Annotated in this window: 22 protein-coding genes and 1 other RNA gene; 4 read left to right on the top strand and 19 right to left on the bottom strand. The window is 62.8% G+C overall.

The genetic code is table 11. From position 1 onward, the window contains the following. Positions 1 to 10 precede the first annotated feature (10 nt). The 15 genes from K5658_RS06185 to K5658_RS06115 all read right to left on the bottom strand — a co-directional run bounded on the left by K5658_RS06185 (position 11) and on the right by K5658_RS06115 (position 13,527). On the bottom strand, positions 11 to 1,189 hold the full coding sequence (locus tag K5658_RS06185) for a cytochrome D1 domain-containing protein (RefSeq protein WP_281425951.1): 1,179 nt from the start codon (positions 1,187 to 1,189) through the stop codon (positions 11 to 13). Beyond that, a complete protein-coding gene (locus tag K5658_RS06180; RefSeq protein WP_221066092.1) occupies positions 1,186 to 1,506 on the bottom strand; it encodes a c-type cytochrome in 321 nt (106 codons plus the stop codon). The genes K5658_RS06185 and K5658_RS06180 overlap by 4 nt, the downstream gene beginning before the upstream one ends. Beyond that, positions 1,499 to 1,780 (bottom strand): c-type cytochrome, encoded by a 282-nt coding sequence (locus K5658_RS06175; protein WP_221066091.1) that lies wholly within the window; start codon positions 1,778 to 1,780, stop codon positions 1,499 to 1,501. The genes K5658_RS06180 and K5658_RS06175 overlap by 8 nt, the downstream gene beginning before the upstream one ends. Before the next feature lie 146 nt (positions 1,781 to 1,926). Continuing rightward, positions 1,927 to 3,510 carry a nitrite reductase gene (locus K5658_RS06170; protein ID WP_221066090.1) on the bottom strand — a complete coding sequence of 528 codons (1,584 nt, stop codon included), beginning with the start codon at positions 3,508 to 3,510 and terminating at the stop codon, positions 1,927 to 1,929. A 160-nt stretch (positions 3,511 to 3,670) separates the two neighbouring features. Beyond that, a complete protein-coding gene (locus tag K5658_RS06165; protein WP_221066089.1) occupies positions 3,671 to 4,651 on the bottom strand; it encodes a YncE family protein in 981 nt (326 codons plus the stop codon). Positions 4,652 to 4,657: 6 nt separating this feature from the next. Beyond that, entirely contained in the window at positions 4,658 to 5,194 is a 537-nt protein-coding gene (locus K5658_RS06160; protein ID WP_221066088.1) for an SRPBCC family protein, read from the bottom strand. Positions 5,195 to 5,256: 62 nt separating this feature from the next. Next, complete coding sequence (gene sbcB, locus K5658_RS06155; RefSeq protein WP_221066087.1) at positions 5,257 to 6,684, bottom strand: exodeoxyribonuclease I; 1,428 nt, start codon at positions 6,682 to 6,684, stop codon at positions 5,257 to 5,259. 10 nt (positions 6,685 to 6,694) lie between these two features. Continuing rightward, positions 6,695 to 7,090 carry a CBS domain-containing protein gene (locus K5658_RS06150; protein ID WP_221066086.1) on the bottom strand — a complete coding sequence of 132 codons (396 nt, stop codon included), beginning with the start codon at positions 7,088 to 7,090 and terminating at the stop codon, positions 6,695 to 6,697. A 101-nt stretch (positions 7,091 to 7,191) separates the two neighbouring features. Beyond that, on the bottom strand, positions 7,192 to 7,383 hold the full coding sequence (gene nqrM / locus K5658_RS06145; RefSeq protein ID WP_221066085.1) for a (Na+)-NQR maturation NqrM: 192 nt from the start codon (positions 7,381 to 7,383) through the stop codon (positions 7,192 to 7,194). 133 nt (positions 7,384 to 7,516) lie between these two features. Next, positions 7,517 to 8,737, bottom strand: a complete 1,221-nt coding sequence (gene nqrF, locus K5658_RS06140) for an NADH:ubiquinone reductase (Na(+)-transporting) subunit F (RefSeq protein ID WP_221066084.1) — start codon at positions 8,735 to 8,737, stop codon at positions 7,517 to 7,519. A 15-nt stretch (positions 8,738 to 8,752) separates the two neighbouring features. Continuing rightward, entirely contained in the window at positions 8,753 to 9,361 is a 609-nt protein-coding gene (nqrE, locus tag K5658_RS06135; protein WP_085212033.1) for an NADH:ubiquinone reductase (Na(+)-transporting) subunit E, read from the bottom strand. A 1-nt stretch (position 9,362) separates the two neighbouring features. Further along, positions 9,363 to 10,040, bottom strand: coding sequence for an NADH:ubiquinone reductase (Na(+)-transporting) subunit D (locus K5658_RS06130; protein ID WP_221066083.1), 678 nt, complete (start codon positions 10,038 to 10,040; stop codon positions 9,363 to 9,365). Between the two features lie 4 nt (positions 10,041 to 10,044). Next, complete coding sequence (locus K5658_RS06125; protein ID WP_221066913.1) at positions 10,045 to 10,887, bottom strand: Na(+)-translocating NADH-quinone reductase subunit C; 843 nt, start codon at positions 10,885 to 10,887, stop codon at positions 10,045 to 10,047. 76 nt (positions 10,888 to 10,963) lie between these two features. Continuing rightward, positions 10,964 to 12,169: an NADH:ubiquinone reductase (Na(+)-transporting) subunit B gene (locus K5658_RS06120; RefSeq protein WP_221066082.1), complete on the bottom strand. Its 1,206-nt coding sequence runs from the start codon at positions 12,167 to 12,169 to the stop codon at positions 10,964 to 10,966. Continuing rightward, positions 12,169 to 13,527 (bottom strand): Na(+)-translocating NADH-quinone reductase subunit A, encoded by a 1,359-nt coding sequence (locus tag K5658_RS06115; RefSeq protein ID WP_221066081.1) that lies wholly within the window; start codon positions 13,525 to 13,527, stop codon positions 12,169 to 12,171. Before K5658_RS06115 ends, K5658_RS06120 begins: the two co-directional genes overlap by 1 nt. A gap of 543 nt (positions 13,528 to 14,070) precedes the next feature. Here K5658_RS06115 and rnpB point away from each other — a divergent pair. Beyond that, positions 14,071 to 14,435: RNase P RNA component class A (gene rnpB / locus K5658_RS06110), an RNA gene on the top strand. 49 nt (positions 14,436 to 14,484) lie between these two features. Here the strand turns inward: rnpB and K5658_RS06105 are convergent. The 3 genes from K5658_RS06105 to K5658_RS06095 all read right to left on the bottom strand — a co-directional run bounded on the left by K5658_RS06105 (position 14,485) and on the right by K5658_RS06095 (position 18,182). Continuing rightward, positions 14,485 to 14,829: a ribulose bisphosphate carboxylase small subunit gene (locus K5658_RS06105; RefSeq protein WP_085212022.1), complete on the bottom strand. Its 345-nt coding sequence runs from the start codon at positions 14,827 to 14,829 to the stop codon at positions 14,485 to 14,487. Between the two features lie 53 nt (positions 14,830 to 14,882). Continuing rightward, positions 14,883 to 16,304: a form I ribulose bisphosphate carboxylase large subunit gene (locus K5658_RS06100; protein ID WP_221066080.1), complete on the bottom strand. Its 1,422-nt coding sequence runs from the start codon at positions 16,302 to 16,304 to the stop codon at positions 14,883 to 14,885. A 303-nt stretch (positions 16,305 to 16,607) separates the two neighbouring features. Next, entirely contained in the window at positions 16,608 to 18,182 is a 1,575-nt protein-coding gene (locus K5658_RS06095) for a Kelch repeat-containing protein (RefSeq protein ID WP_221066079.1), read from the bottom strand. A 483-nt stretch (positions 18,183 to 18,665) separates the two neighbouring features. On the opposite strand from K5658_RS06095, the gene K5658_RS06090 reads away from it, so the two are divergent. The 3 genes from K5658_RS06090 to K5658_RS06080 all read left to right on the top strand — a co-directional run bounded on the left by K5658_RS06090 (position 18,666) and on the right by K5658_RS06080 (position 21,693). Continuing rightward, the gene (locus K5658_RS06090; RefSeq protein WP_343223297.1) at positions 18,666 to 19,382 is read left to right on the top strand and encodes a DUF2490 domain-containing protein; all 717 of its coding nucleotides are present in this window, start codon (positions 18,666 to 18,668) and stop codon (positions 19,380 to 19,382) included. A 178-nt stretch (positions 19,383 to 19,560) separates the two neighbouring features. Further along, positions 19,561 to 20,253, top strand: coding sequence for a DUF2490 domain-containing protein (locus K5658_RS06085; RefSeq protein WP_221066078.1), 693 nt, complete (start codon positions 19,561 to 19,563; stop codon positions 20,251 to 20,253). A 42-nt stretch (positions 20,254 to 20,295) separates the two neighbouring features. Beyond that, positions 20,296 to 21,693, top strand: a complete 1,398-nt coding sequence (locus tag K5658_RS06080; RefSeq protein ID WP_221066077.1) for a sigma-54-dependent transcriptional regulator — start codon at positions 20,296 to 20,298, stop codon at positions 21,691 to 21,693. A 28-nt stretch (positions 21,694 to 21,721) separates the two neighbouring features. Here K5658_RS06080 and K5658_RS06075 read toward each other — a convergent pair whose 3' ends face one another. Further along, on the bottom strand, positions 21,722 to 23,866 hold the full coding sequence (locus K5658_RS06075) for a YgiQ family radical SAM protein (protein ID WP_221066076.1): 2,145 nt from the start codon (positions 23,864 to 23,866) through the stop codon (positions 21,722 to 21,724). Positions 23,867 to 23,965: the final 99 nt, after the last annotated feature.

Raw genomic sequence — 23,965 nt, 5'->3', positions numbered from 1 at the left:
GGCCTTGTCCTCACAAACCCAGGCGGTGGGCGCGCGCGGTGAAGAAAATGCCGCTGGGCTTGTCGGCCTTGATCCGGGCCAATTCGGCGAAGGTTTCGGTGTCGTAGACCATCACCCGGTCGTCGTCGCGCACCGAGACCCAGACCTCGTCGCCCTTGGGGGTGAATTCCATATGCAGCACCGCCTTGCCGGGATTCAAGCGCTTGACCACGCCGAGGTCGCGGGTATCGATGATTTCCAGCTTGTCGTTGTCGGGCAGGGCGAAATTGATCCAGACCTGGCGCTCGTCCGGCCTCGGGATGACGAACACCGGCTGGCCGTCCAGCGGGATTTTCTTCACCACCTTCCAATCGCGGCGGTCGATCACCAGCATTTCATGGCGGCCCACGGCGGGCAGGAACCAGTAATCGCCGATCAGCGCCCGGCCTTCCAGGTGGGGCATCTTGAACACGGGAAACTTGGGATCGTCCTTGGCATGTTCCGGCAGGATGCGCTTTACCCCTGAGTCCAGGTTCCACAGGTCCAACAAGGCCACGCCTTCTTCGCCGAACAGCCCGGCGATGTAATAGCGGCCCTCGGGGGAAATCAGCGCGTCGTAGGGCTCCTTGCCCGCCTTGAACTTCTGGAGTTTCGGGGCTTTGGGGTCGTGTAGATCGGCCACCCAGATTTCCCCGGCCTCGAACAGGCTGAACACGAAGCGCTGTCCGGGCGCGTCCACCAAGCCCACGACTTTGGAGGCTTTGCCATCGGCGGTCACGGAGGGGATATCGGCCACCTTGTCCAGGGTGTCGGCGGAGAACACCCGCACCCCACCCGGTTCGTAGTTGGAGGTGGCGATCCAGCGGCCATCCTGGGAAATCGCCCCGCCCACGCTGTTGTGGGCCTGCTCGATGCGCTTGACGATGCGGGCTTCCAGCAGATCGATCTTGGTCAAGGCCCCGTCGCGCCCGAACACATAGGCGTAGCGCTCGTCCGGGGAATACACCAAGCTGGCATGGGACAAATCGCCCAAGCCCTGCACCCGGCCCAGCGCGGTGCGGTGGGTGGTATCGACGATCTGCACGCTGCCCGCCGCCCGCTCGACCACCAAGCCCAGGTCGCCGGTGCCGCGTAGTTCGGCGGCGCGCCCATCCAGGGCCGTAACCAAGGTGAGTGACAGTGCCAGGGCGAGTTTCTTGATTCGGATCATGGCGTCTTCCGCAATTGCCCGACCAGCCACGCGGCTTCGTCCGGCGTCAACAAGCTCCGCCACGGCGGCATGGCCGTGCCGGGGCGTCCGTTCAGGATGGTTTCAACCAGGAAGGCATCGGGTTTCCCGGCCAGGGCCGCGGGCAACAGCGCCGGACCCAAGCCTCCGTGCAGGGTCATGCCGTGGCAGGAACCGCAATCCTGCCGCAGCAGATGGGTCAGCGCGGCCTGCCGTTCCGGCGACGGGTCCGCCGCCTGGGCGGAACCCAGCAGCAACCCGCCGCCGCAGGCGATCCAGGCCCAGGACCGTTTATTCACAACGCTTCAGCCCGGACAGATAAGCGGCGAGATCGGCGATATCCGCATCGGAAAGGCCAGCGGCTATATTGCCCATGATGGGATTCTTGCGGCTGCCGTCCTTGTAGGCGGTCAAGGCGGCTTGGAGATAAGCCTCTTTCTGGCCCGCCAGATTGGGAAAGGCCGGGGCGGCGCTGATGCCGGCGATGCCATGGCAAGCCGCGCAGACTGTTTCCACCTTGGCCTTGCCCGCTTCCGGGCTGGGGGCGGTGGTTCTGGAGGCAGCGATCTGCATAGCGGTGGTGATTGCCTCCGAATTGATGGCATTAGCGGTCCCGGCGCTGAATAGCAGGGCCATAAGTGTTGTTATGGCTAAACATTTCATAGGTTGATCCCCCTGTTGTGCGGGAGAGGGTTTTAGCCCGCTCCCACGGTTTTCACTTATTGGGCTTTCGCCAAATCGGCCTGCACCGCTTCCGGCGATAGGCCACGGGTCATGAATTTGGCGCGGGCGCGGGAGAAGATGCCCGCCGGGCTTTGCATGGGGAAGGACGCCACCCGTTCCAGGGTCTTGGAATCGAAAGCCACCACCTCGTCGCCGTTATAGCCCGCGCTGACATAGAGCCGGTCGCCCTTGGCGTTATATTCCGGGAAATAGGCATGGCCGCCCACGTCCAAGGTCTTGGCGACTTCCAGGGTGTTCTTGTCGATCAACTGGATGGTGCGGGCGCGGCGGTCCTTGCTGATGATATCCACCGCCACATAGGGCGCGTTGTAGTGCGCCGCCGGGGATTCGGTGCCGCCCGAGACCGGCACCTGCTTCACCACTTCCATCTTGTCCAAATCCCACACGCTGACCACTTCCTTGGCGCAGTCGCCGAAGTTGGTGCCGAAGCCCAGGGTCCGGCCATTCACCTGCACCACCGAGCCGCCGCCGACATGGGGCACGCAACCGGCGGGCAGCTTGGCCAGCACTTTCTTATCGGCGAGGTCGATGGCGGCGACGATGCTGTCGTCGTAGGAGGCGACCATCAGTTTGCGTCCGCCATGGGAGAGGAAGGCGTCGTGCAAATGGCGGCCCACGTTGGGAATCTGGGTGACGGGGAAATCCGGCTGGGTGAGGTCCACCACCCAGACCTGCCCGGCGTTTTCCAGGGCGATGGCGAAGATATCGGCATAGGGCGTGCCGGTGATCATGCCGGAATCGGAGGTGACGAACTTGCCGTCCGGGTCGGTGCCTTCCAGCTTGAAATATTTCAGCGGTTCCAAGGTGTTGGCGTCCAGCAGCACGGCGAAATGCGGCACGAAGGAACCCGCCATCAGGTATTTGCCATCGCGCGACACGCCCAGGGCCGGGCCGTTGAGGCCGGTCTTGATTTCGCGCACGATCTTCATGGAATAGAGATCGACCTTGTAGACCTCGGCGGTGTCGGTCTTGACGTAGGCCCAGCGCGGATTGACCGGATTGAATTCGATGATATGGGCGGCGGTTCGGGTGGGTACTTCGCCGACCTGGGTGTTGGTGGCGCTGTTGATGAACACCGCTTTGGAGCCTTCGCCCCGGCCATAGCGGCCGCGGGCGGCGACGCCGATCAGGTCGTCCATGTTGTCGATAGCGTAGCCGGGTTTGTCGGGCAGGGTGGACTCGTCGGCGACATGGACCTTCAGCGACTTCTTGATGTCGTCCAGGGTCCATTGCGGGTCGAGCTTGGGCGTGTTGAGGATGCGGTTGACCACCAGCCGGATGTCTTCGTCGGACAGCTTGCCGTAGAAGGGCGGCATCAGGGTGTCGAACGACCCGGCCATGATAAGGCTGCGGAGGCTGGTGGGGCTGCGGCCCTTGAGCCGGTCCTGGTTCAAGGGCGGGGCGAGGTAGCCGCCCAGGTCGTGGCCATGGCAGCTCGCGCAGTTGTCGTTGAAGATTTGCTCGGCGCGTTGTGGGTCGGCGGCGGTGAATTCGGTGGCGGATGCCGCGCCAGCCCCGAACAGGGCCGCCGCGATGCCAAATAGGATCGCTTTATTCATGGGGACAAAAAACCTCGCGCAAAGTGGGTCCGGCCATGGCCGCTGGATTTATTTTATGCGGGGGCCGGAAAACCAGCCCCGACCAATTATAGTATCGACTCTAAACAATTATTCCATCCCTGTCAACAGACCACCGGACCGGCCTGGATCCAACGCGGCCCTAACGCGCCGTCGCCTCCCCCAACGGTATGAACTGCCCGAACGCCCGGCTGCCATCGCCGGTCAGGATGGTTTTCTCGACCTTGAGGTTTTGGGCATCGACCACCGACACCGTGTTGTTGAACCAGTTGGCGACATAGACATGGCGGTCGTCCGGGTGCGAGGCGATGCCTTCCGGGTATTCGCCGACCTTGACGCTGGCCACGGTTTCCAGCTTCCGGGTATCGATCACCGACAGGGTGTTGTCGTACTGGTTGGTCACGAACACCCGCGAGCCGCCCAGGGCCGCGGCCAAGGCATAAGGCCGGTCGCCCACCGGGATGTGCTTCACCACTTCCATGCGCCCGGTATCGACCACCGACACATCGTTGCCTTCCACATTGGCCGCGAACAGGTGCTTGCCGACCACCAAAAGGCCGAACGGGTGTTTGCCGACCCGCACGGTCTTCCCCACTTCCAGCGTGGCGGCGTCGATGGCGGACACCGAATCGTCGTCGCGGTTCGCCACGTAGATTTTCGCGCCATCGGGGTCGACCAGCACGCCGGCGGGATGGCTGCCCACGGGAATCCGCTTAACGACCCGTTGCTCCGCCACGTCCAGCACCGACAGGTAGTTCTCGTAGAAATCGGCGACGAACACCCGGCCACCCCGCGCATCCATGGCCAGCCCCAACGGTCCCTCGCCCACGGGAAGGGAGGCCCACACGGATTGGGCGCGCCCGTCGATGAGGGTGATTTGCTTGCCGGCCGGATTGCTGATGGCGACCACCGCGCCATCGCGGCTGGTCGCCACGCCCGCCGGTTGCCCGCCGACGGCGAGGGTTTTCACCACCTGGCCGCTGGCGGTGTCGATGACCGAGACGGAATCGTCCTTCTGGTTGGTGATATAGGCGAACGGTGCCGCCGCCGCACCGCCACCCGCGCAAAAGCAAGCGGCGGCCAAGGCCGCCGCTTGCAGGGATTTTTCGCCGAGCGCGAACATGGCCGCTTATTTCTTTTCGACCAGGGCTTTCAGGTTGGCGAGGCTGTCCTTGTAGATCTTGCCGACCACGCTGTTGGCGGCTTCTTCGTTCTCGCCTTCGGGCGGGTTGTTGTTCAGGAACCAGCGGTAATAGGCCCCTTTCCACTCCACCTTGCTGCCGCCCGCGCCGTTGGCTTCGACGCTGATTTCGGAGGCGTAGTTGTTGACCGGCAGGACTTTGGGATCGGTCGGGTCGATGGCCTTGTACTTGAGGCTCATCTTGGCGGCGTCGATGTCCTTGAGTTCTTCTTTCAAGGTGCCGCCGGATTTGATGTGCAATTCGCGGACCGAGCCTTTTTCATTGCCGCTGGTGGTCGTGGTGCTTTCCACCGGGGGCATCCATTTTTCGGGATGGGCATAATCGCCGACCAAGGCCCACACGGCTTCCGGCGCGGCGTTGATCTCGATGGTTTCCACCATCTTCTGGCGGGTGGGGCCATGGGCTTCGGCCAGACCCGCCCACAACAAGGAACCGGCGGCGACGATGGACAACAGCTTTTTCATCAATATCTCCCAAGAGTTGTGGCGAACAAAGCGCGGAAGTATAAGGCAAACCCGCCAGCCGATTAAGGGAGGATTTCCCGGAGGTAGGCCGCGAGTTCGGCCAGCACCCGCCGATGTTCCGGCCCCGCGTCCGGCCCGGCTTCCAATTCCCGCAACCGGGCTTCATAAGCGCCTTGGGCGGCCCGCAGGCGTCCGCGGCGGAAGCTTTCCCAGCGGGCGGTTTCGGTGGCGTCGAGGGTTTCCGGGTAATTCCGCGCCCGGTAGCGGAACAGCATTTCCGGCAGGCGTTCATCCTCGAACACCGGCCTGGCCCGGCCCAATTCGGCGGGCGGCAGGCCGCGCAGATAATCCAGCGTGGCCCGGTCGCGGTCGCTGAAAAAACCGCCGCCGTAGAGCATTGTGTCGGGGTCGGTGGCGACGTCGGCCAGGACTTCTTCCCGTTCGCCGCCCACGATCTGCTGGACCTTGGCCGCGAGGTCGGGAGCGCCGCGCAGCATGTCCAGATGTTCGAGACAGCGCCGCATATCCAAGCCCAAACGCTCGCCATCCTGGGGTCGCATCGTTTGCAATGGTGCGAGGACCGGGCATTTATTGATATGCACGGTCTTGAGGTGCAGGCGCTCGACCCCCGCGGGCAAATCGGCCACCGGGGTATAAAGGCGCTGGCGCAGGGTGGCGGCGTCCAGCGTCAGCAGCGGCGTGGGATCGAAGGCGAGATCGTAGACCACGATGCCATTCGGATGGACCGGATGCCGCGCCAAAGCCACCACGACGCCGATGCAATGGCGCTCGGCGGGGAATTTCTCGGAAGCGTGGATCACCGGCGTCAGCTTGCCCAAGCCCAGCAAATCGGCGGCTTTCTGTTTGCTCCGGTGGTCCAGCAAGAACCGGAACAGCCTGGGCTGGCGTTCGCGCAGCAAGCGGGCCATGGCAATGGTGGCCTGGACATCGGCCAGCGCGTCGTGGGCATCGTCATGGGCGATGCCATTGGCCGCGGTCAGCGCCTGCAAGCGGAAACTGGGGCGTCCGGTGGTGGCGTCGTCGGGCCAGACGATGCCTTCGGGGCGCAAGGCGCGGGCCAATCGTAGCGGGTCGATTATATCCCAGCGGGAATTGCCGTTGCGCCATTCGCGGGCGTAGGGATCGAGCAGATTGCGGTAGAGGCTGTGGCGGGTCACTTCGTCGTCGAAGCGCAGATTGTTGAACCCGGCCACGCAGGTGCCGGGCAGCGAGAACTCGGCGTTGATTTCGGCGATGAATTCGGCTTCGGGCAGACCCTCGCGCCGGGCGACTTGCGGCGTGATGCCGGTAATCAGGCAGGCGTCGGGATGGGGCAGGCAATCCGGGGCGGGGCGGCAATACCGCACCAAGGGCGCGGCGATGGGATTCAGATCGGCGTCGGTGCGGAGTCCGGCGAATTGGGCGGGGCGATCCACCCGCGGATCGGCCCCGAAGGTTTCGTAGTCGTACCAGTAGAAGGTGGCGGTCACGGGCAGGGGCTCACCAGATTTTGATGACCGCTTTCAGCACGTCCACCCGGCTGAGGATACCCACCACATGGCTCCCATCCACCACGGGCAGGTTGCGCAAGGGGCTTTTGGCGAAGATTTCGGCGGCTTCGAGGATGCTGGTATCGCCGCCGACCGCTTTGAAATCGGTGGTCATGTTATCGCCCACCTTGCCCGGCATCCCCTCGTGATAGGACGCCTCCACCGCCAGCTTCATACAATCCAGTTCCGAAAACACCCCCACCAGCTTGCCCTTGGCGTCCACCACCGGCGCTCCGGTGATTTTATGGTCGATGAGCTGGCGTATCGCTTCGAATACGTCCAACTCCGGGCTGAATACCAAAGGATTCGCGGTCATGTGCTCGCGCACGCCGATGTTCGCCAACATGGTTCCTGCTCCTTCTTGTTCTTGGGCCGCTATGGGTCACGCAGCGGCGGATCGTGGGCGGGTGGAATGGAGCGCGGCGCCGGACCCGCCGCCGTCGCCGGCTATTCCTGGGCGGCCAGCTTGGTTTGTTCGGCCTCCCATTTCAGCCGCTTGTCGCACTTGGTGGCGCAGGCGCAATCGCTGTTGACCCCGCCGCAAGAACCTTTGATGGCGGCGCGGCCAAACATGACGCCGATGGCCATGAGCGCGATCACCACGGCGATGATGACGAAAGTAACCAGGAAGATAGCCATGATCGATCCTCGGAAAATATCGGTATTTGGGGTGGATGGAATGGGACGAGGAATTTACTCCTTTTCCCAAAAAATAAAAGCGGAGGGTGCCGAAACACCCTCCGCTTCCTCAAGCCATCGGACCCGGTGGGAATTAGCCGCCGAAGTCGTCCAGCATGATGTTTTCGCGGTCCACGCCGTTATCCACCAGCATCTTGATGACGGCGGAGTTCATCATGGGCGGGCCGCACATGTAGTACTCGCAGTCTTCCGGTGCCGGGTGGTTCTTGATGTAGTTCTCGAACAGGACGTTATGGATGAACCCGGTGTAGCCGGTCCAGTTGTCCTCCGGCTTCGGCTCGGACAGCGCGATATGCCAGGTGAAGTTCTCGTTCTCGGCCTGCAAGGTGTTGAAATCGTCCACGTAGAACATTTCGCGCAAGCTGCGGGCACCGTACCAGAAGGTTATCTTGCGCTTGGTCTTGATGCGGCGCAGCTGGTCGAAGATGTGCGAACGCATCGGGGCCATACCCGCGCCACCGCCGACGAACACCATTTCCTTGTCGGTCTCGCGGGCGAAGAATTCGCCGAACGGCCCGGAGATGGTGACCTTGTCGCCCGGCTTCAGGTTGAAGATATAGGACGACATGATGCCCGGCGGGATCTCGTCGCGGCCCGGAGGCGGCGTGGCGATACGCACGTTGAGCATGATGATATCGCTTTCTTCCGGGTAGTTGGCCATGGAATAGGCGCGGATGGCCGGTTCCTTGACCACGGACTCGTAGCGCCAAATGTTGTACTTGTCCCAATCCTCGTGGAAGCGCTCTTCCACCGCGAAGTCCTTGAACTTCGCATGGTAGGGCGGACATTCGATTTGGATGTAGCCACCCGCGCGGAAGTCCACGGTTTGGCCCTTCGGCAGTTCCAGCACCAGTTCCTTGATGAAGGTCGCCACGTTGTGGTTCGAACGCACCGTGGTTTCCCACTTCTTGACGCCGAACACATCGTCGTGGACGTGGATCTTCATGTTCTGCTTGACCGTGACCTGACAAGCCAGACGGTCGCCATCCTTCGCCTCGCGCTTGGAGATGTGCGAAAGCTCGGTCGGCAGGATATCGCCGCCGCCTTCATGCACCTTCACCTTGCACTGGCCGCAAGTGCCGCCGCCGCCACAGGCGGAGGACACGAACAGGTTGGCATCCGCGAGCCCGGTCAGCAGCTTGGCACCGATGGGCACTTGGATTTTCTTCTCGTCGTTAATCACAACTTCCACGGAGCCTTCCGCGACCAGCTTGGATTTCGCCCCCAAAATGACGAAGACCAAGGCGATCACGATCACCGTGAAAAACAATACACCCAGGATAATTTCCAACATCGTTTCCGCCCCGCCTTATAGCTGAATACCGGAGAAGGCCATGAAGCCCAAGGCCATCAGCCCCGCGGTGATGAACGTGATGCCCAGACCGCGCAAACCGGCGGGCACGTCGCTGTATTTCAGCTTTTCGCGCACACCGGCCATCAGCACGATGGCCAAGGCCCAGCCGAAGCCGCTGCCGACGCCGTACACCACGCTTTCCTTGAAGTTGTAATCGCGCTCGATCATGAAGAGGCTGCCGGCCAGGATCGCGCAGTTCACGGTGATGAGCGGGAGGAAGATGCCCAGCGCGTTGTAGAGCGCGGGGAAGAACTTATCCAGCACCATTTCCAGGATTTGCACGATGGCCGCGATCACGCCGATACAGGCCATCAGGGCGATGAACGACAGGTCCACGCCTTGGATGCCCGCCCAGGTCAGGGCGTTTTCCTTCAGGAGGTAGGAATAGATCACGTTGTTGGCCGGGACCGTCAGCGTTTGCACGATGACGACGGCGATGCCGAGGCCGACGGCGGTTTCGATCTTCTTCGACACGGCGATGAAGGTGCACATCCCCAGGAAGAAGGAGAGCGCCATGTTCTCGATGAAGACCGACTTAATAAAGAGGTTGATATAGGCTTCCATATCAATGGGCCTCCCCGTGAGCCAGACCATGGGCCGGTTGGATGGCGAAGTCGGCCTTTTCGACCTGCTTCGGCTTCCAGGAACGCACCGCCCAGATAATCAAACCGATCAGGAAGAAGGCGCTGGGCGGCAGCAGCAGCAGGCCGTTCGGGACGTACCAGCCGCCATCCTTGACCAAGGGCAGGATGTCCAACCCCAGCAATTTGCCGGAGCCGAACAGTTCGCGGACTACGGCGACGGTGACGAGGATCAGGCTGTAGCCCAGACCGTTGCCGATGCCGTCCAGGAAGCTTTCCCAGGGCGGATTCTTCATAGCATAGGCTTCGGCGCGGCCCATCACGATACAGTTGGTGATGATGAGACCGACGAACACCGACAGCTTTTTGCTGATGTCATAGGCGAACGCCTTGAGCATCTGGTCCACCACGATCACCAAGGACGCGATGATGACCATCTGCGCGATGATGCGGATGCTGCTCGGGATGTGGTTGCGGATCAAGGCGATCCCGGCGCTGGAGCAAGCCGTGACCGAGGTCAGCGCCAAGCTCATGATGAGCGCCGTGGACAATTGGGAAGTCACCGCCAGCGCCGAACAAATGCCCAACACCTGCAAGGTGATGGGATTGTTGTCCACCAACGGATCGACAAGAACTTTCTTGTGTTCTGCGTTCAGGTTCATGGGTTTATCCTCTTGCGCTTCTAAGCTTGGCGAGATAGATGCCGTAGCCTTCCTTGCCCATCCAGTACTGCACGAGATTGCTCACGCCGCGGCTGGTGAGGGTGGCGCCGGCCAGGGCGTCCACCTGGAATTCGGAACCGGGCTTGCCGGGTTCGACCGAACCTTTGACCAAGCCCAAAGCGACTTCGCCGATTTCGATGGCCTGGCCCTTTTCGCTCAGGTTGCTCTCGTGCAGTTCCTTGCCGGTGAAGTTGTAGACCTTCTTGCCTTTCCACAGGGCTTTCCATTTCGGGTTGACCACCTCGCCGCCGAGGCCGGGGGTTTCGGCCTGGTCGTAGAGGTTCATGCCGACCACGGTCTGGGCGTCCGCTTCCAGGGAAATGAAGCCGTACATGGTGGACCACAGGCCATAGCCATTGACCGGCAGGATCACCGACTTGAGCTGGCCGCCCTCTTTCACCAAGTAGACCTTGGCGTATTTGGGCTTGCGCTTGATGCTGGCGATGTCCTTTTCCGGCGGGATGGCGTCGCTCATGCCGGGGTCTTTCGCGGCCTTCCATTGATCGTAGGTCTTGGCATCGACCGAATCGACAGTGTCGCCGGTCGCGAGGTCCACGATCTTGGTTTCGATGTTGTTGAACACCGCGTCCACATCGGTGTCGGCCTTCAACAGGTCGGCGACTTCCAGGATGTTGACCTTCTCGTCGCGGGCCTTGTTGCTTTCCTGCAAGGGCTTGAGCGACACGGCAGAACCGGCGACCACGACCGCGCCCGCGAGGCACAGCCACAAAGCCACCATCACCGTCTTCTTGAAACTGTCGTTGGGCAGGTCGAGGATGGGCTGCATCCGCTGCTGCACCGTCTCGATATATTGCGCCAGCTTGCTTTTGGGCAGGGGCGGCGCGGCGTTGAGATTTTCCGAATTAGACATGGCGTCTGACCCTCCGGGCGATATTGGCCTTGATGACCGCGTAATCGATGAGCGGCGCGAAGATGTTGGAGAACAGGATCGCCAACATGATGCCTTCCGGGAACGCCGGGTTGACGACGCGGATCAGGACGGTCATGAAGCCGATCAAGGCACCGAAAATCCACCGGCCCGTGTTAGTTTGGGCCGCGCTGACCGGATCGGTGGCCATATAGACCGTGCCGAAGGCGAAACCGCCCAGGGTCAGGTGCCAATACCACGGCATGGAGAACATGGCGTTGGAATCGCTGCCAACGATGTTCAACAGGGTGGAAGTCGCGATCATGCCGACCAGGACGCCCGCGATGATGCGGTAGTTGGCGATGCGGGTGTAGAGCAAGAAAGCTGCGCCAATCAAGCAAGCAAAGGTGGAAGTTTCACCCATGGAGCCCTGTTCAAACCCGAAGAAGGTCTGAATCCAGGAAATGCCCGCATCGTGGATGCCTTGCACGCCGCCCATGGCCGCGACGCCCAAGGCGGTCGCGCCGCTGAAGCCGTCCACTGCCGTCCACACCGCGTCGCCCGACATGGAAGCCGGATACGCGAAGTAGAGGAAAGCGCGGCCCGTCAGGGCCGGGTTCAAGAAGTTCTTGCCGGTACCGCCGAAAATTTCCTTGCCGATGACCACGCCGAAGGAAATGCCAAGGGCGACTTGCCACAGGGGAATATCCGGCGGCAGGGTCAGGGCGAACAAAATGGAAGAAACAAAAAAGCCTTCGTTGACATCGTGCTTACGCACCACAGCGAACAACACTTCCCAGATACCACCCGCCACCAAGGTGACGATGTAGACCGGCAGGAAATACAAAGCGCCATGAACGAGGTCGGAAATGGGATTGTTCGGATTGAAGCCGAAGAAGTTCTGGATCAGACCGCGCCAATTCGGAACTTCGGTAAGCCCCAAAGCCTGCATGGCGGCGTTGGCCTGATAGCCGGTGTTGAACATCGCCATCAACATGCACGGCAGGGCCGCGATCCACACATAGGTCATCACCCGCTTCAGGTCCACCGCATCGCGGACATGGGCCGAGCCGTGGGTGACATCGGGCGGGCTATAGAGGAAGGTATCCACCATCTCGTAGACGGGATACAGCTTCTCCAACTTCCCGCCCTTGACGAAGTGCGGGTGTAGCTTGTCTAGAAATTGCCGGGTACTGGACATTAGCCTTCCTTCTCGATTTGGGTGAGATTGTTTCTGAGCACCGAACCGAAGTCATGCTTGCCCGGATCGACGAAGGTGCAAAGCGCCAAGTCCTCTTCGTCCAACTCAAGGCAGCCCAAAGCTTGGGCCATATCGGTGTCGCCCACGATCAAATAGCGCAGCAACTGGGTCGGCAGGATGTCCATCGGCACGACTTCTTCGTAGACGCCGACCGGCACGATGGCGCGGGGACTGCCGAGTTTGTTGGTGTTGAAGGCGAATTTGCGCCCGCGCTCTTTCGGCAGGCTGGACAGGAGGACGTTCAGGAACGAGTACTTCTCGCGGGAAGGAATGATCCAACCCATGAAATCCCTGGCGCGGCCTTCCTCGATGACGGTGACTTGGTTGCTGTAGCGGCCCAGGTAATCGGCCCAATCCTCGCCCTTGCGGCCATGCAGCACGGAACCAGAAATCACGCGGGCTTCCTTATCCGCCACCAATTGGCCTTTGACCAGATCGGACAGGTTGGCCCCCAAACGGGTCCGCACCAAGCGCGGACGCTCGACCAAAGTACCCGCCAATGACACCACGCGCTCGACATTCAAACTGCCCGTGGTGAACAAGGCACCGATGGCGATGACGGATTGATAATCGAGATGCCACACGGTCTTGCTCGGGCCGACCGGATCGAGGTGGTGGATATGGGTGCCGGGCAAACCCGCCGGATGCGGGCCGTCGAATTCGGCGATTTCCAGCTTGCCGACTTCGCCCGCCGGGAAGCTTTGGCCCGGAGCCTTGCACAGGAACACCTTGCCTTCGGTCAGTTTGGCGATAACGGTCAAGCCATTCTTGAAATCCTGCGCCCGTTCCGCGATGACCACGTCGGGGTTGGCGGCCAACGGATTGGTATCGATAGCAGTGACGAAAATAGAACGCGGCGCGGTATCGGGGTCGGGAACCTTGCTGTAGGGACGGGTGCGGAACGAAGTCCACAGCCCGGAAGCCAGCAGGTTATCTTTGACCTGATCGGCGGTCAGATTGGAGAGTTCGGATTCGGCGTAGGCGCTGAACTCGACGCTATCGTCGCCGTCCAGTTCGACGATGACGGCTTGCAGCACGCGGCGCGCGCCACGGACGATGGACTTGACCACGCCGCAGCCGGGGGACGTGTAGACCACCTTGGCGTTTTGCTTCTCGGAGAACAAAACATCGCCCAACTTGACCCGGTCGCCCTCGGCGACAGCCATGGTGGGCTTCAATCCGTTGTAATCCGGCCCCAACAGCGCCACGGAACTTACAACGCCACCGTCGTCGTAAATGGCCTGTTCGGGCTCTCCCGTGATAGGCAGATTCAACCCTTTCTTGGTTTTGATTAACATAAGTGAGCCTGTGGATCGCACAAATTAACGGCCAAACCACTCCTCATCGCGGCCCGCAATGGTTCACAAGGAAGACGCAGGGGGGAGTGCAAGGATTTCGTTCGGTTTAAGGCACGCCGAAAGGCGGGGAGCCGTCCCGGACATGGCCGGAATTCGGACACCGCGCAACGCGAGGTTCGCTCGGCGCAATCCTAAGACTTAGGTAAACCAGTCCGGTATTAGAACATAAATGCCCCACTGCCTCAACGCGGCGAGTCCTTGAGTTAGAAGGGAAAAACGGCGGTTTCGGGGGGGGCGGTGGGGGTTCCGAAAACCAGGCGGCGGGCAAAAAAAAGCGGGCTTCGGCAATGCCTTAGCCCGCAACACCATCCCAGAGGATTCGAAAATTCGGTGGATGTCACCCGGAATTGGGGGACAAGGAGTAGGGGAATGAATTCACTGTAAACCAGTGCTTCATCATTGGTGGTTAGGATAACGGCAAACCCTGGGCCACTTCTTGACTTGGATCAAGATATCCCCGCTTTTCGTGGTAGACTTGGCGGCGGAGTCGGCCAGGCAGCCGCTGCCCTTCGGGGTGGAGGAAAGTCCGGGCTCCACAGGACAGGGTGCCAGGTAATGCCTGGAAGGCGCGAGCCTATGGAAAGTGCCACAGAAAATATACCGCCCCATCGGTCCTTCCGGGCCGGCGGGGTAAGGGTGAAATGGTGCGGTAAGAGCGCACCGCACGGCCGGCAACGGCGGTGGCAGGGCAAACCCCACCCGGAGCAAGACCAAATAGGGGGGCATCGGGGTAACCCGGACGTGTGGTCCGCACGGCTCCCGGGTAGGTCGCTCGAGGCGCGTCGCGAGGCGCGTCCCAGATGAATGGCTGTCCAAGACAGAACCCGGCTTATCGGCCAACTCCACTTATTTCCCTACGCACCGGGGCCGACGCCCCGGTCCTCCTTCCCAATCCCGTCAAGCCGCCGCCAAACCCCGGTAGACCACCAGCGCCGCCCCCTGCGATTGCCTGCGGGTGTCGTAGCCGACCAGGCGCACATGGTTGTGGGGATGGGCGGCGCGGCAGGCCGCGGCCTCGGCCAGGATTTTATCCACATCGGTCTCGCCGAACAGCGGCAGCTTCCACATATACCAATAATGATCGAAGGCGTTCTCCGGCTCGCTATGCTCCACCGCCGGATTCCAACCCCGGCGCACGATGTACTCGACCTGCTTGCGGATGCGCTCCGGCTCCATCTCCTTCAGATAGGAAAAGGTTCCGAGCTTGCGGCTGGATGGGGAAAAATCCCGGATTTCGCTCATATCTTGGCTCCTCGTTGCTATCAAAATTAGTCGATGCTGATCGGGTTCCGCGCTCAGGGGCGGGCCACGTCGAGTTTGTCCACGGTGTCGAACTCGAACTTGATTTCCTTCCAAGTCTCCAAAGCGGCCTTGAGTTCGGGCGAATGCTCCGCCGCCGCCAGCAGGACCGCCCGGCCCTCCTGTTCCAGGGAGCGGCCTTCGTTGCGGGCCGCGACGCAGGCTTCCAGCGCGACCCGGTTGGCCGCCGCCCCCGCCGCGTTGCCCCAAGGATGGCCGAGCGTGCCGCCGCCGAACTGGAATACCGCGTCGTCGCCGAAAATCCCCAATAAGGCGGGCATATGCCAAACATGGATGCCGCCCGAACCCACCGTGAACACGCCGGGCATCGAACCCCAATCCTGGTCGAAGAAAATGCCCCGGCTCCGGTCTTCCTTGATATGGCGCTCGCGCAATAGGTCGATCACGCCCAGCACGGCGGCGCGGTCGCCTTCCAGTTTGCCGACCACGGTGCCGGTGTGGAGATGGTCGCCGCCCGACAGGCGCAGCACCTTCGCCAGCACGCGGAAATGGATGCCGTGGCTGGGATTGCGGTCGATGACGGCGTGCATGGCGCGGTGGATGTGCAGCAGCATCCCGTTCCCGCGGCACCAATTGGCCAGCCCGGTATTGGCGCAGAAACCGCCGCTGAGGAAATCGTGCATGATGATGCGCGAACCGATGGCCTTGGCGTATTCGGCCCGCTTATACATGTCTTCCGGGGTGGGCGCGGTCACGTTGAGGTAATGGCCTTTGCGCTCGCCGGTTTCGGCCTCGGCCTTATCGATGGCCTCCTGCACGAAATCGAAGCGTTGCCGCCAGCGCATGAACGGCTGGCTGTTGACGTTCTCGTCGTCCTTAGTGAAATCCAGCCCGCCGCGCAGGCATTCGTACACGGCGCGGCCATAGTTCTTGGCCGACAAACCGAGCTTGGGCTTGATGGTGCAACCCAGCAAGGGACGCCCATAGACATTCATGATGTCGCGCTCGACCTGGATGCCGTGGGGCGGCCCGCCGCAGGTCTTGATATAGGCGATGGGGAAATGCACGTCCTCCAGCCTCAGCCCGCGCACGGCCTTGAAGCCGAACACATTGCCGACCAAGGAAGTCAGCACGTTGACCACCGAGCCTTCCTCGAACAAATCGATGGGATAGGCGATGAAGGCGTAGAACTGTTCGGGATGGCCGGGCACGGCCTCGATGCGGTAGGCGCGGCCCTTGTAATAATCGAGATCGGTGAGGAGGTCGGTCCAGACCGTGGTCCAGGTGCCGGTGGAGGATTCGGAGGCGACGGCGGCGGCGGCTTCCTCGGGGTCCACGCCCGGTTGCGGGGTGATCTTGAACACCGCGAGCAAATCGGTGGCAGCGGGGGTGTAATCGGGGTCCCAGTAGGTCTCGCGATATTGCTTGACGCCCGCGCTATAGGTCTTCGTGGCCATGGCGGCCTTCCTCCTCGTTTTTTGGATTGTTGTTATGTGGCGGCTTCCATCCCGAGCCTCCCGCTCCCGCATCCCTATCCAGTGAACAGACTATAAGTGGACTGGTATATAAAGAAAATTAAATTGTCATGATTGAATCAATAACCAAGCCTTATAAATGACCTTCCGCCTTCCAGGGTTATCCTGGAAAACCCATCACCATCCCACTTTCCGCAGGCCAAAAAAACGGGCCGGTTGGAACACCGGCCCGTCCTTGGCGCGAAAACGGCTCGCGGATGCAGTGCCACCACGGCCCGCCATGCCTTATTGGGCGGCGGGACAACCGGGCTGGGACGGCAATTGGGAGGCCGTGATATTGACCGCCGTGGCGAGGGATTGGATACCGGCGGCACTCACCGTCATCTGATAATTCCCGGCGGCGAAACCGGCCGGCAGGCTGAAATCGGTGGTGACCAGGGCGTCGCCGGTCGCGATGCGGGTGGTGCTCCAATGGGTGGTTTTGGCGTAGAAGCCACCGCCCGCGGCGTCCTGGAACCGGACGATGGGATAGTTCTCGTCCATCTCGGCATCGTCGCCATAGGCCGCGCCCGCCGACTGCCCGGTGAGGCGCTTGCCGGTCAGGGTGAACTTGCCGCAACCCTGGGCGGCCAGTTTCTTCACCAAGGGACGGTAGGCCGCTTTGGGCGTGCCGTCCGGCGTGTAAACCCAGAGCCGGGTGGACGCCGTGGCCAGCAGCAATTGCCCGGTCGGCAACAACAGCAGCCTGATTTGATAAGCGGTATTGCCCAGGTCGTTCGATAAAGCGCTGGGCAGGGACAACCGGGCCATGGCTTGGGTGGCGGGATTGAAATCGAACAAGGGCCGCCCCCCGCCCCCTTCGGCCGCCAGGATCACATGGCCATTGGGCAGGATGGCGGCGGGCGCGTCGTTCACCGCCAAACCGCCGGGGACGCTGGGTCCGGCCATCCAGGTGCGGGTATCGGGCGCATAGAACGCGGTGCGGCCCGTGGCCCCGATCAGGAACATCCGACCATCGTATAGGCGCAGGATCGGCCCCATCTCGCCATCGCCCTGCCCCAGCAGAGGGATCGTGCCGGAGGCGGTGCCGTCGCTGGGACTGATGGAAACCCAGGGCCGGGTCGCGGGATCGCCGTCGGTGTAATGGGCGGGGTCGAACGCCTCGGCGTACATGCCGCCGCCGATGGCGGACGCCGTGGCGTTGCTCTTGTAGACATCGTAGGTCAACACCCGGCCATCGCCCATCAGCGCCCAGGATTCCTCGGCGCTGGAATCGGCATGGACCTTGGGAATCGCGCCCGACCAGGTATTGCTGGCGATATCGTAGAGGAAGGTGGAGCGGCCCGCGGCAAAGCCCGAACTCAGGATGGAACCGGCCAGGATTTTGCCCCCGTCCAGCAGCAGGGTCGGCACATCCCCGAACAAGGCCTGGGGATGCTTGGCGATGGGGGACCAGCGGTCGGCCACGGGATCGTAGATTTCCCCGGTGTTGAGGTGAACGGCGGTCGCGGAGGCGCTGTATTCGCCGCCCAAGACCCAGACCCGGCCATCCGGCAGCACATGCGAGGGGAAATACAGCCGGGGCGTGCCCATGGCCGCCAGTTTGGACCACGTCCCGGCGACATAGCCGCCGCCGGGGTCGGGGGACAGTTTCATCCATTGGGCGGTATTGCCCGCGCCGTTCTGCTGGACCATGACCGTGCCATCGGTCAGCAGCAGCATCGTGCCGGCCTTATCGGGCGCGGCGTTCCGCAGCGGCGTCCAGGTGGCGGCTCCGGCACCGTCCGCCATCCCCCATCCTCCCAGGCCCAAAACGGTCCCGAGCGCAAGCGCCCGCAGGCGTCCACGTTGCTTCGGCATGATTCAAGTCTCGCGTTAAATAAAACCGGCTCCCGTCGCGGAGCCTCGAATATCCCACCCTGGCGCGCCAGGACGCCGCGGCGCGGCCTCCCGCATGGCCGTCCTGCCATACCCGCGACCGGCTTCCAAGTTTAACCCATCGCCCTACCGGCAACCGCCACCCCGGAAATAGGTTCATATCCACCATCGCCGGTCCCAATCCACCGGATTCAAAGCGGCCCCGACCTTGGGAAGCGGCGATAAACGGCGCGATTTCATAGGCTTATCGGCCCGGCCCGGCCATGGCATGCAAGTCGCTAAAGAAGGCCATCGCCCCAGCACGAAAGCACGCCAGCCATGCCGCCCACGATGCCGGAGCCGTCGCGCCCCGAAACCCCTTAACCGAGGCAATACGGGGAATCCTCTTGCGGATTCCGCTTCGCCCCGCCTGGACCACCCTCAACCCATACTTTTTTCCTCCACACCGTCGCAATACACCAAGGTATGCCCAATTTCAACATCAAGAGCCTGATGATCTCCGCCACCGCCTACGCCGTCCTGGGCGCGAGTCCCGCCGCTCGCGCCGACGACCTCACCCAGGACGGCGGCTCCTGGGCGCAGGTGGTCGCCGAGGGCAGCCTGGGCTTCATCGATCCCAACCTGCAAAAAGGCCGCCTCTGGCTGGAAGGCCAGTCGCGCTGGGACGACAACTGGGACCATTGGTACCAGGGCATGGCCCGGGTGGCGCTCGGCTACTCGCTGGGCGAGCGGGCCACGGTGTGGATGGGCTATACCTTCCTGCCCACCCAGAACGTCGGCAAACCCTATTACGCCCAACAGGATTTGTGGCCCGCCTTCCGCTACGTCCTGCCGACCGATTTCGGCACCTTCACCTTCAGGACCCTGCTGGAGACCAATTTCATCGTCGCCGACTCGGTGCGGGTGCGACCCCGGCAAATGATCCGCTATATGCGCCCCTTCGAGTTCGAGCCGCGGCTGGCGTTGGTGGCCTGGGACGAGTTCTTCATACGCTTGAACAGCACCCCGGTCGGCGGCCAATCCGGCTTCGACCAGAACCGGGCCTTCCTCGGCGGAGCCTGGACCTTCAACCCGAACTTCCGCACCGAGTTGGGTTATCTGAACCAGTACATCGACAACGCCGACCATAGCGCCGAAACCATGCACCACCTCATCATGGGGTCTTTGTTCATCAATTTTTGAGCCGCATCCACCCCCATGAGGACCGCCCCGTCCCAACGCCCAACCCGTCCGGCCCGGCATCCCGCCGCCGGGGCGCTTTTCCGGGGGAGGCCGCGCCATGGACAATATCCCGCCCAGCCACAACGCGGCGCATCCCCATGGCCAACCACGACCCCGCCCGTTCCCGGAGGACCGGGCCATGAACCCCCGGTCCCGCTCGGCCCTGTCCGGCCTGGCCGCGGCCTTGTCCTTCGCGGCCGCCCACGCCGCCCCGACCGAAAACATCTTCGGCGCGGCGGGTTCGCTGAGCCTATCCGGCCACTTCGCGCGGCCCTGGCGCTGGCTGGTGGTAAACCAAGCCCGGCTGCGGGCCGACGATCCCGACGGCATCCGCCTGTCCGAGAACCTGCTGTTGGCCCAGGTGGGCTACGACCTCACCCCCTATTCGAGCCTTTGGCTTGGCTACCTGCATGATTGGGCGCATCCCTTGGACCGGCCCGCGCACCAGGAAAACCGTCCTTTCCAGGCTTATGGTTTCGGCCAGCCTTGGTTGGCGGGGCGCGTCACGGCGCGGCTCCGGCTGGAGGAGCGCATCAACCAAAGCACCGGGGATGTCGGCGTCCGCATCAGGCAGTCGCTGCAAATCAACTACCCCTTGCCCTGGCTGCGCGGCCTGGGTGCCTATCTGGGGGACGAGGTGTTGGTCTATGCCAACGACAGCGCTTTCGGCCAGGCCGGCTTCAGCGAAAACCGCGCCCTGGCGGGCTTGGCCTACGACTTCAGCCCCCGCCTCGGCCTCGATCTGGGCTATCTCGGCCAATATGTGTCGAACCCAGGCCAAAGCGATTTATTCATCCACAACCTGCAAACGAACCTGAGGTATGGCTTCTGACGCCCCGCCGCGGAGCCACCCGAACCATCCACGAGGACCGCCATGCCCAATAGCCTATTGCTTATCGAGGACGAAACCCTGCTCGGCCAGGAACTGACCCGCCACTACCGCCGCGGCGGTTGGGAGGTCGAATGGGTGCGCAGCCTGGCCGAGGCCCGCCGCTTGTTGCTGGACCAGCACTGCGAACCCTTGCTGATCCTGTCCGATATGAACCTGCCGGACGGCAACGCCCTGGACCTGATGGAACAGATCAAGGACCGGGTGCCGCATTGCGAATGGCTGTTCCTGACCGGCTATGGCAGCGTGCAGGATTCGGTGCGGGCCTTGCGGCTCGGCGCCTACGAATTCCTGGAAAAACCCTGCGAGATGGACCGGCTGGATTTGGTGATGGCCAGCGCCTCGCGCAGCGCCCTGGCCCAGCGCCGTTTGATCGAGCAGGCCGAACACGGCTACCGGCGCTATTCCCCGGAAGCCTTCGTGGGCCGCAGCCCCGCCGCCCGCAACGTGCGGGAAATGCTGGCCCGGCTGACCAAGGTGCCGTTCAGCGCCATCGTGATCGCCGGGGAAACCGGCACCGGCAAGGGGCTGGCGGCGCGCATCCTCCATTACGGCGGCAAGCGCGGACAAAGCCCTTTGGTGGAACTCAATTGCGCCGCCCTGCCCCGCGAACTGCTGGAATCGCAATTGTTCGGGCACGAGGCCGGCGCGTTCACCGGGGCCTCGGGCCGCCATCGCGGCCTGATCGAACAGGCCGACGGCGGCACCTTGTTCCTGGACGAGATCGGCGAGATGTCGATGGACTTGCAGGCCAAGCTGCTGAAAGCCATCGAGGACCGCAAATTCCGCCGCCTGGGTTCGGAGCGGGAAATCGCGGTGGACGTGCAAATCCTCGCCGCCAGCCACCGCGACCTGGAAACCATGGTCAAGAACGGCGAATTCCGCGGCGACCTTTATCACCGGCTCAGCGTGTTCAAGCTGGCCTTGCCGCCGCTGCGGGAAGTCAAGGAGGATTTGGAGGAGTTGGTGCCGATCTTCATCGCCGAGATCAACGCCAAGGCCGGCAAACAAGTGAAGATGGTGCCGCAGGAGGTCTGGACCGCGCTCCGCGCCCATGATTGGCCGGGCAATGTGCGCGAACTCCGCAACCTGGTCGAGCGCTGCGTTTTGTTCGCCGACGGGCCGGTGTTCCCGGCGCAATGGTTGCAATTGCCCGGCACCCAACCCGCGGCGGCGGTGCGTTCCGTGACCGAAGGCGGCGTGGACGGCCTGTTCATCCCGCTCGATGGCAGCATGGACCTGGACGACATGGACCGCTACATCATCGAAACCACGCTGAACCGGCACCAGGGCAACGTCACCGCCGCCGCCCGCGCCCTGGGCACCACGCGGGAGACCCTGCGCTACCGGGTGCGGAAATATGGGTTGCGGGAATCGGTGTAGCCGCCGCCGGTCGGCACGGGGCTCCCCCCTACTTTTTCCCCTTCCCTGACGGCTTGCGGGGCTTGCCCCCCAAGGGCGGCAAGCCCGTATGCTGGGTGCGGAACGGCTGGGGCTTACGCACGGCCCGCGCCCCTTCCGGCTGTACGCCCGTTCCGGCGGGCTGCCAACTCGGCACCAGATGGTGCTTGCCATTGCCGATCAAATCGGCCCGGCCCATGCGTTTCAAGGCTTCGCGCAGCAATGGCCAGTTCTCGGCGTCGTGGTAGCGCAGGAAAGCCTTGTGCAAACGGCGCTGCTTCATGTTCCTGGGGATATAGACGTCCTCGCTGTCGCGGCCAATGCGGTGCAGGGGATTCTTGCCGGTGTGGTACATGGCGGTCGCGGTCGCCAGCGGCGAAGGCAGGAACGCCTGCACCTGGTCGGCCCGGAAACCATTGCGCTTGAGCCACAGCGCCAGGTTCAGCATGTCCTGGTCGGTGGTGCCGGGATGGGCGGCGATGAAATAGGGAATCAGGTATTGCTCCTTGCCCGCCTCTTTCGAGTATTTGTCGAACAGCGCCTTGAAGCGGTCGTAGGTGCCCATCCCCGGCTTCATCATCTTGGACAAGGGGCCGGTTTCGGTATGCTCCGGGGCGATCTTGAGATAACCGCCGACATGGTGCGTCACCAATTCCTTCACGTATTCGGGCGATTCCACCGCCAAGTCGTAGCGCAGACCCGAGCCGATGGTGATTTTCTTGATGCCGGGCAAGGCGCGGGCGCGGCGGTATAGCTTGATGAGCGGGCCATGGTCGGTATCGAGGTTCTTGCAGATGCCGGGGTAGACGCAGGAGGGGCGGCGGCAGGACGCTTCGATCTTGGGGTCTTTGCAGGCCAGCCGGTACATATTGGCGGTGGGTCCGCCCAGGTCCGAGATATGGCCGGTAAAAGCCGGCGAAGTGTCGCGGATGGCTTCGAGTTCGCGGATGATCGAATCTTCCGAGCGGTTCTGGATGATGCGGCCCTCATGCTCGGTGATCGAGCAAAAGGTGCAACCACCGAAGCAGCCGCGCATGATCGTCACCGAATGCTGGATCATCTCGAAGGCCGGAATCTTGTTGCCACCGTAGGCTGGGTGCGGCTGGCGCGAATACGGCAGGCCGTAGACGCCGTCCATTTCCTGGGTGGTCAGCGGGATGGGCGGCGGATTGATCCAGACCTCGCGGTCGCCATGGCGCTGGACCAGGGCTCGGGCGTTGCCGGGGTTGGTTTCCTGATGCAGCACGCGGGAAGCGTGGGCATACAACACCGTGTCCGCCTTCACCGCCTCGAACGCGGGCAGGCGGATCACCGTGCGGGCGGGATCGATGGCGCGGCGGCGCTCGAAACGCAGCACGCCGGAAGCTTTGGGCGCGGATTCGGTGGCGCAGGTGGGCGGCGCTTCCTGATACGGATCGACCGGCGCGGCCAGCGGGCCGGGCGTGTCCACCTGGGTGGAATCCAATTCGGTCCAGCCTTCGGGCAGTGTTTTCCGCAGGAAGGCCGTGCCGCGGATATCGGTGAGCTCGGCGATAGCCGTGCCCGCCGCCAAACGGTGGGCGATTTCGACCACCTGCCGTTCGCCATTGCCATACACCAGCAAGTCGGCCTTGGCATCCACCAGCACCGAACGCCGCACCGTATCGGACCAATAATCGTAATGGGCGATGCGGCGCAAACTGGCCTCGATCCCGCCCAGCACGATGGGCACCTCCTTGAACGCCTCGCGGCAACGGTGCGAATACACGGTCACGCAGCGGTCGGGACGCTTATCGGCCTCGCCGCCGGGGGTGTAGGCGTCGTTGGAACGGATGCGGCGGTCGGAGGTATAGCGGTTGACCATGGAATCCATATTGCCGCCGGTGACGCCGAAGAACAGGTTGGGCCGCCCCAACCGCTTGAAATCCTCCGCCGAAGTCCAATCCGGCTGGGCCAGGATGCCGACCCGGAAGCCCTGCGCCTCCAACAGCCGCCCGATGATCGCCATGCCGAAGCTGGGATGGTCCACATAGGCATCGCCGGTCACGATCACGATATCGCAGGCATCCCAACCCAGCGCGTCCATTTCGGCGCGGCAGGTGGGCAGTTGCGGTGCCACGCCGAAGCGTTTGGCCCAGAATTTCCGGTAGGAGAAGAGGTCGGTGGCTGTGTTCATCGGGCGTGGGGCTGGGAAATCGGAACCGGCTATTGTAAGGCGATTTCCCGAGCATGGCGCTAGGAATTACGGCGCGGGCGCGCGGTAACGGGAGGAAGG

Source organism: Methylomagnum ishizawai, from assembly GCF_019670005.1.
GTDB classification, from domain to species: Bacteria; Pseudomonadota; Gammaproteobacteria; order Methylococcales; family Methylococcaceae; genus Methylomagnum; species Methylomagnum ishizawai.
This window is presented reverse-complemented; position numbering and strand designations above follow the sequence as displayed.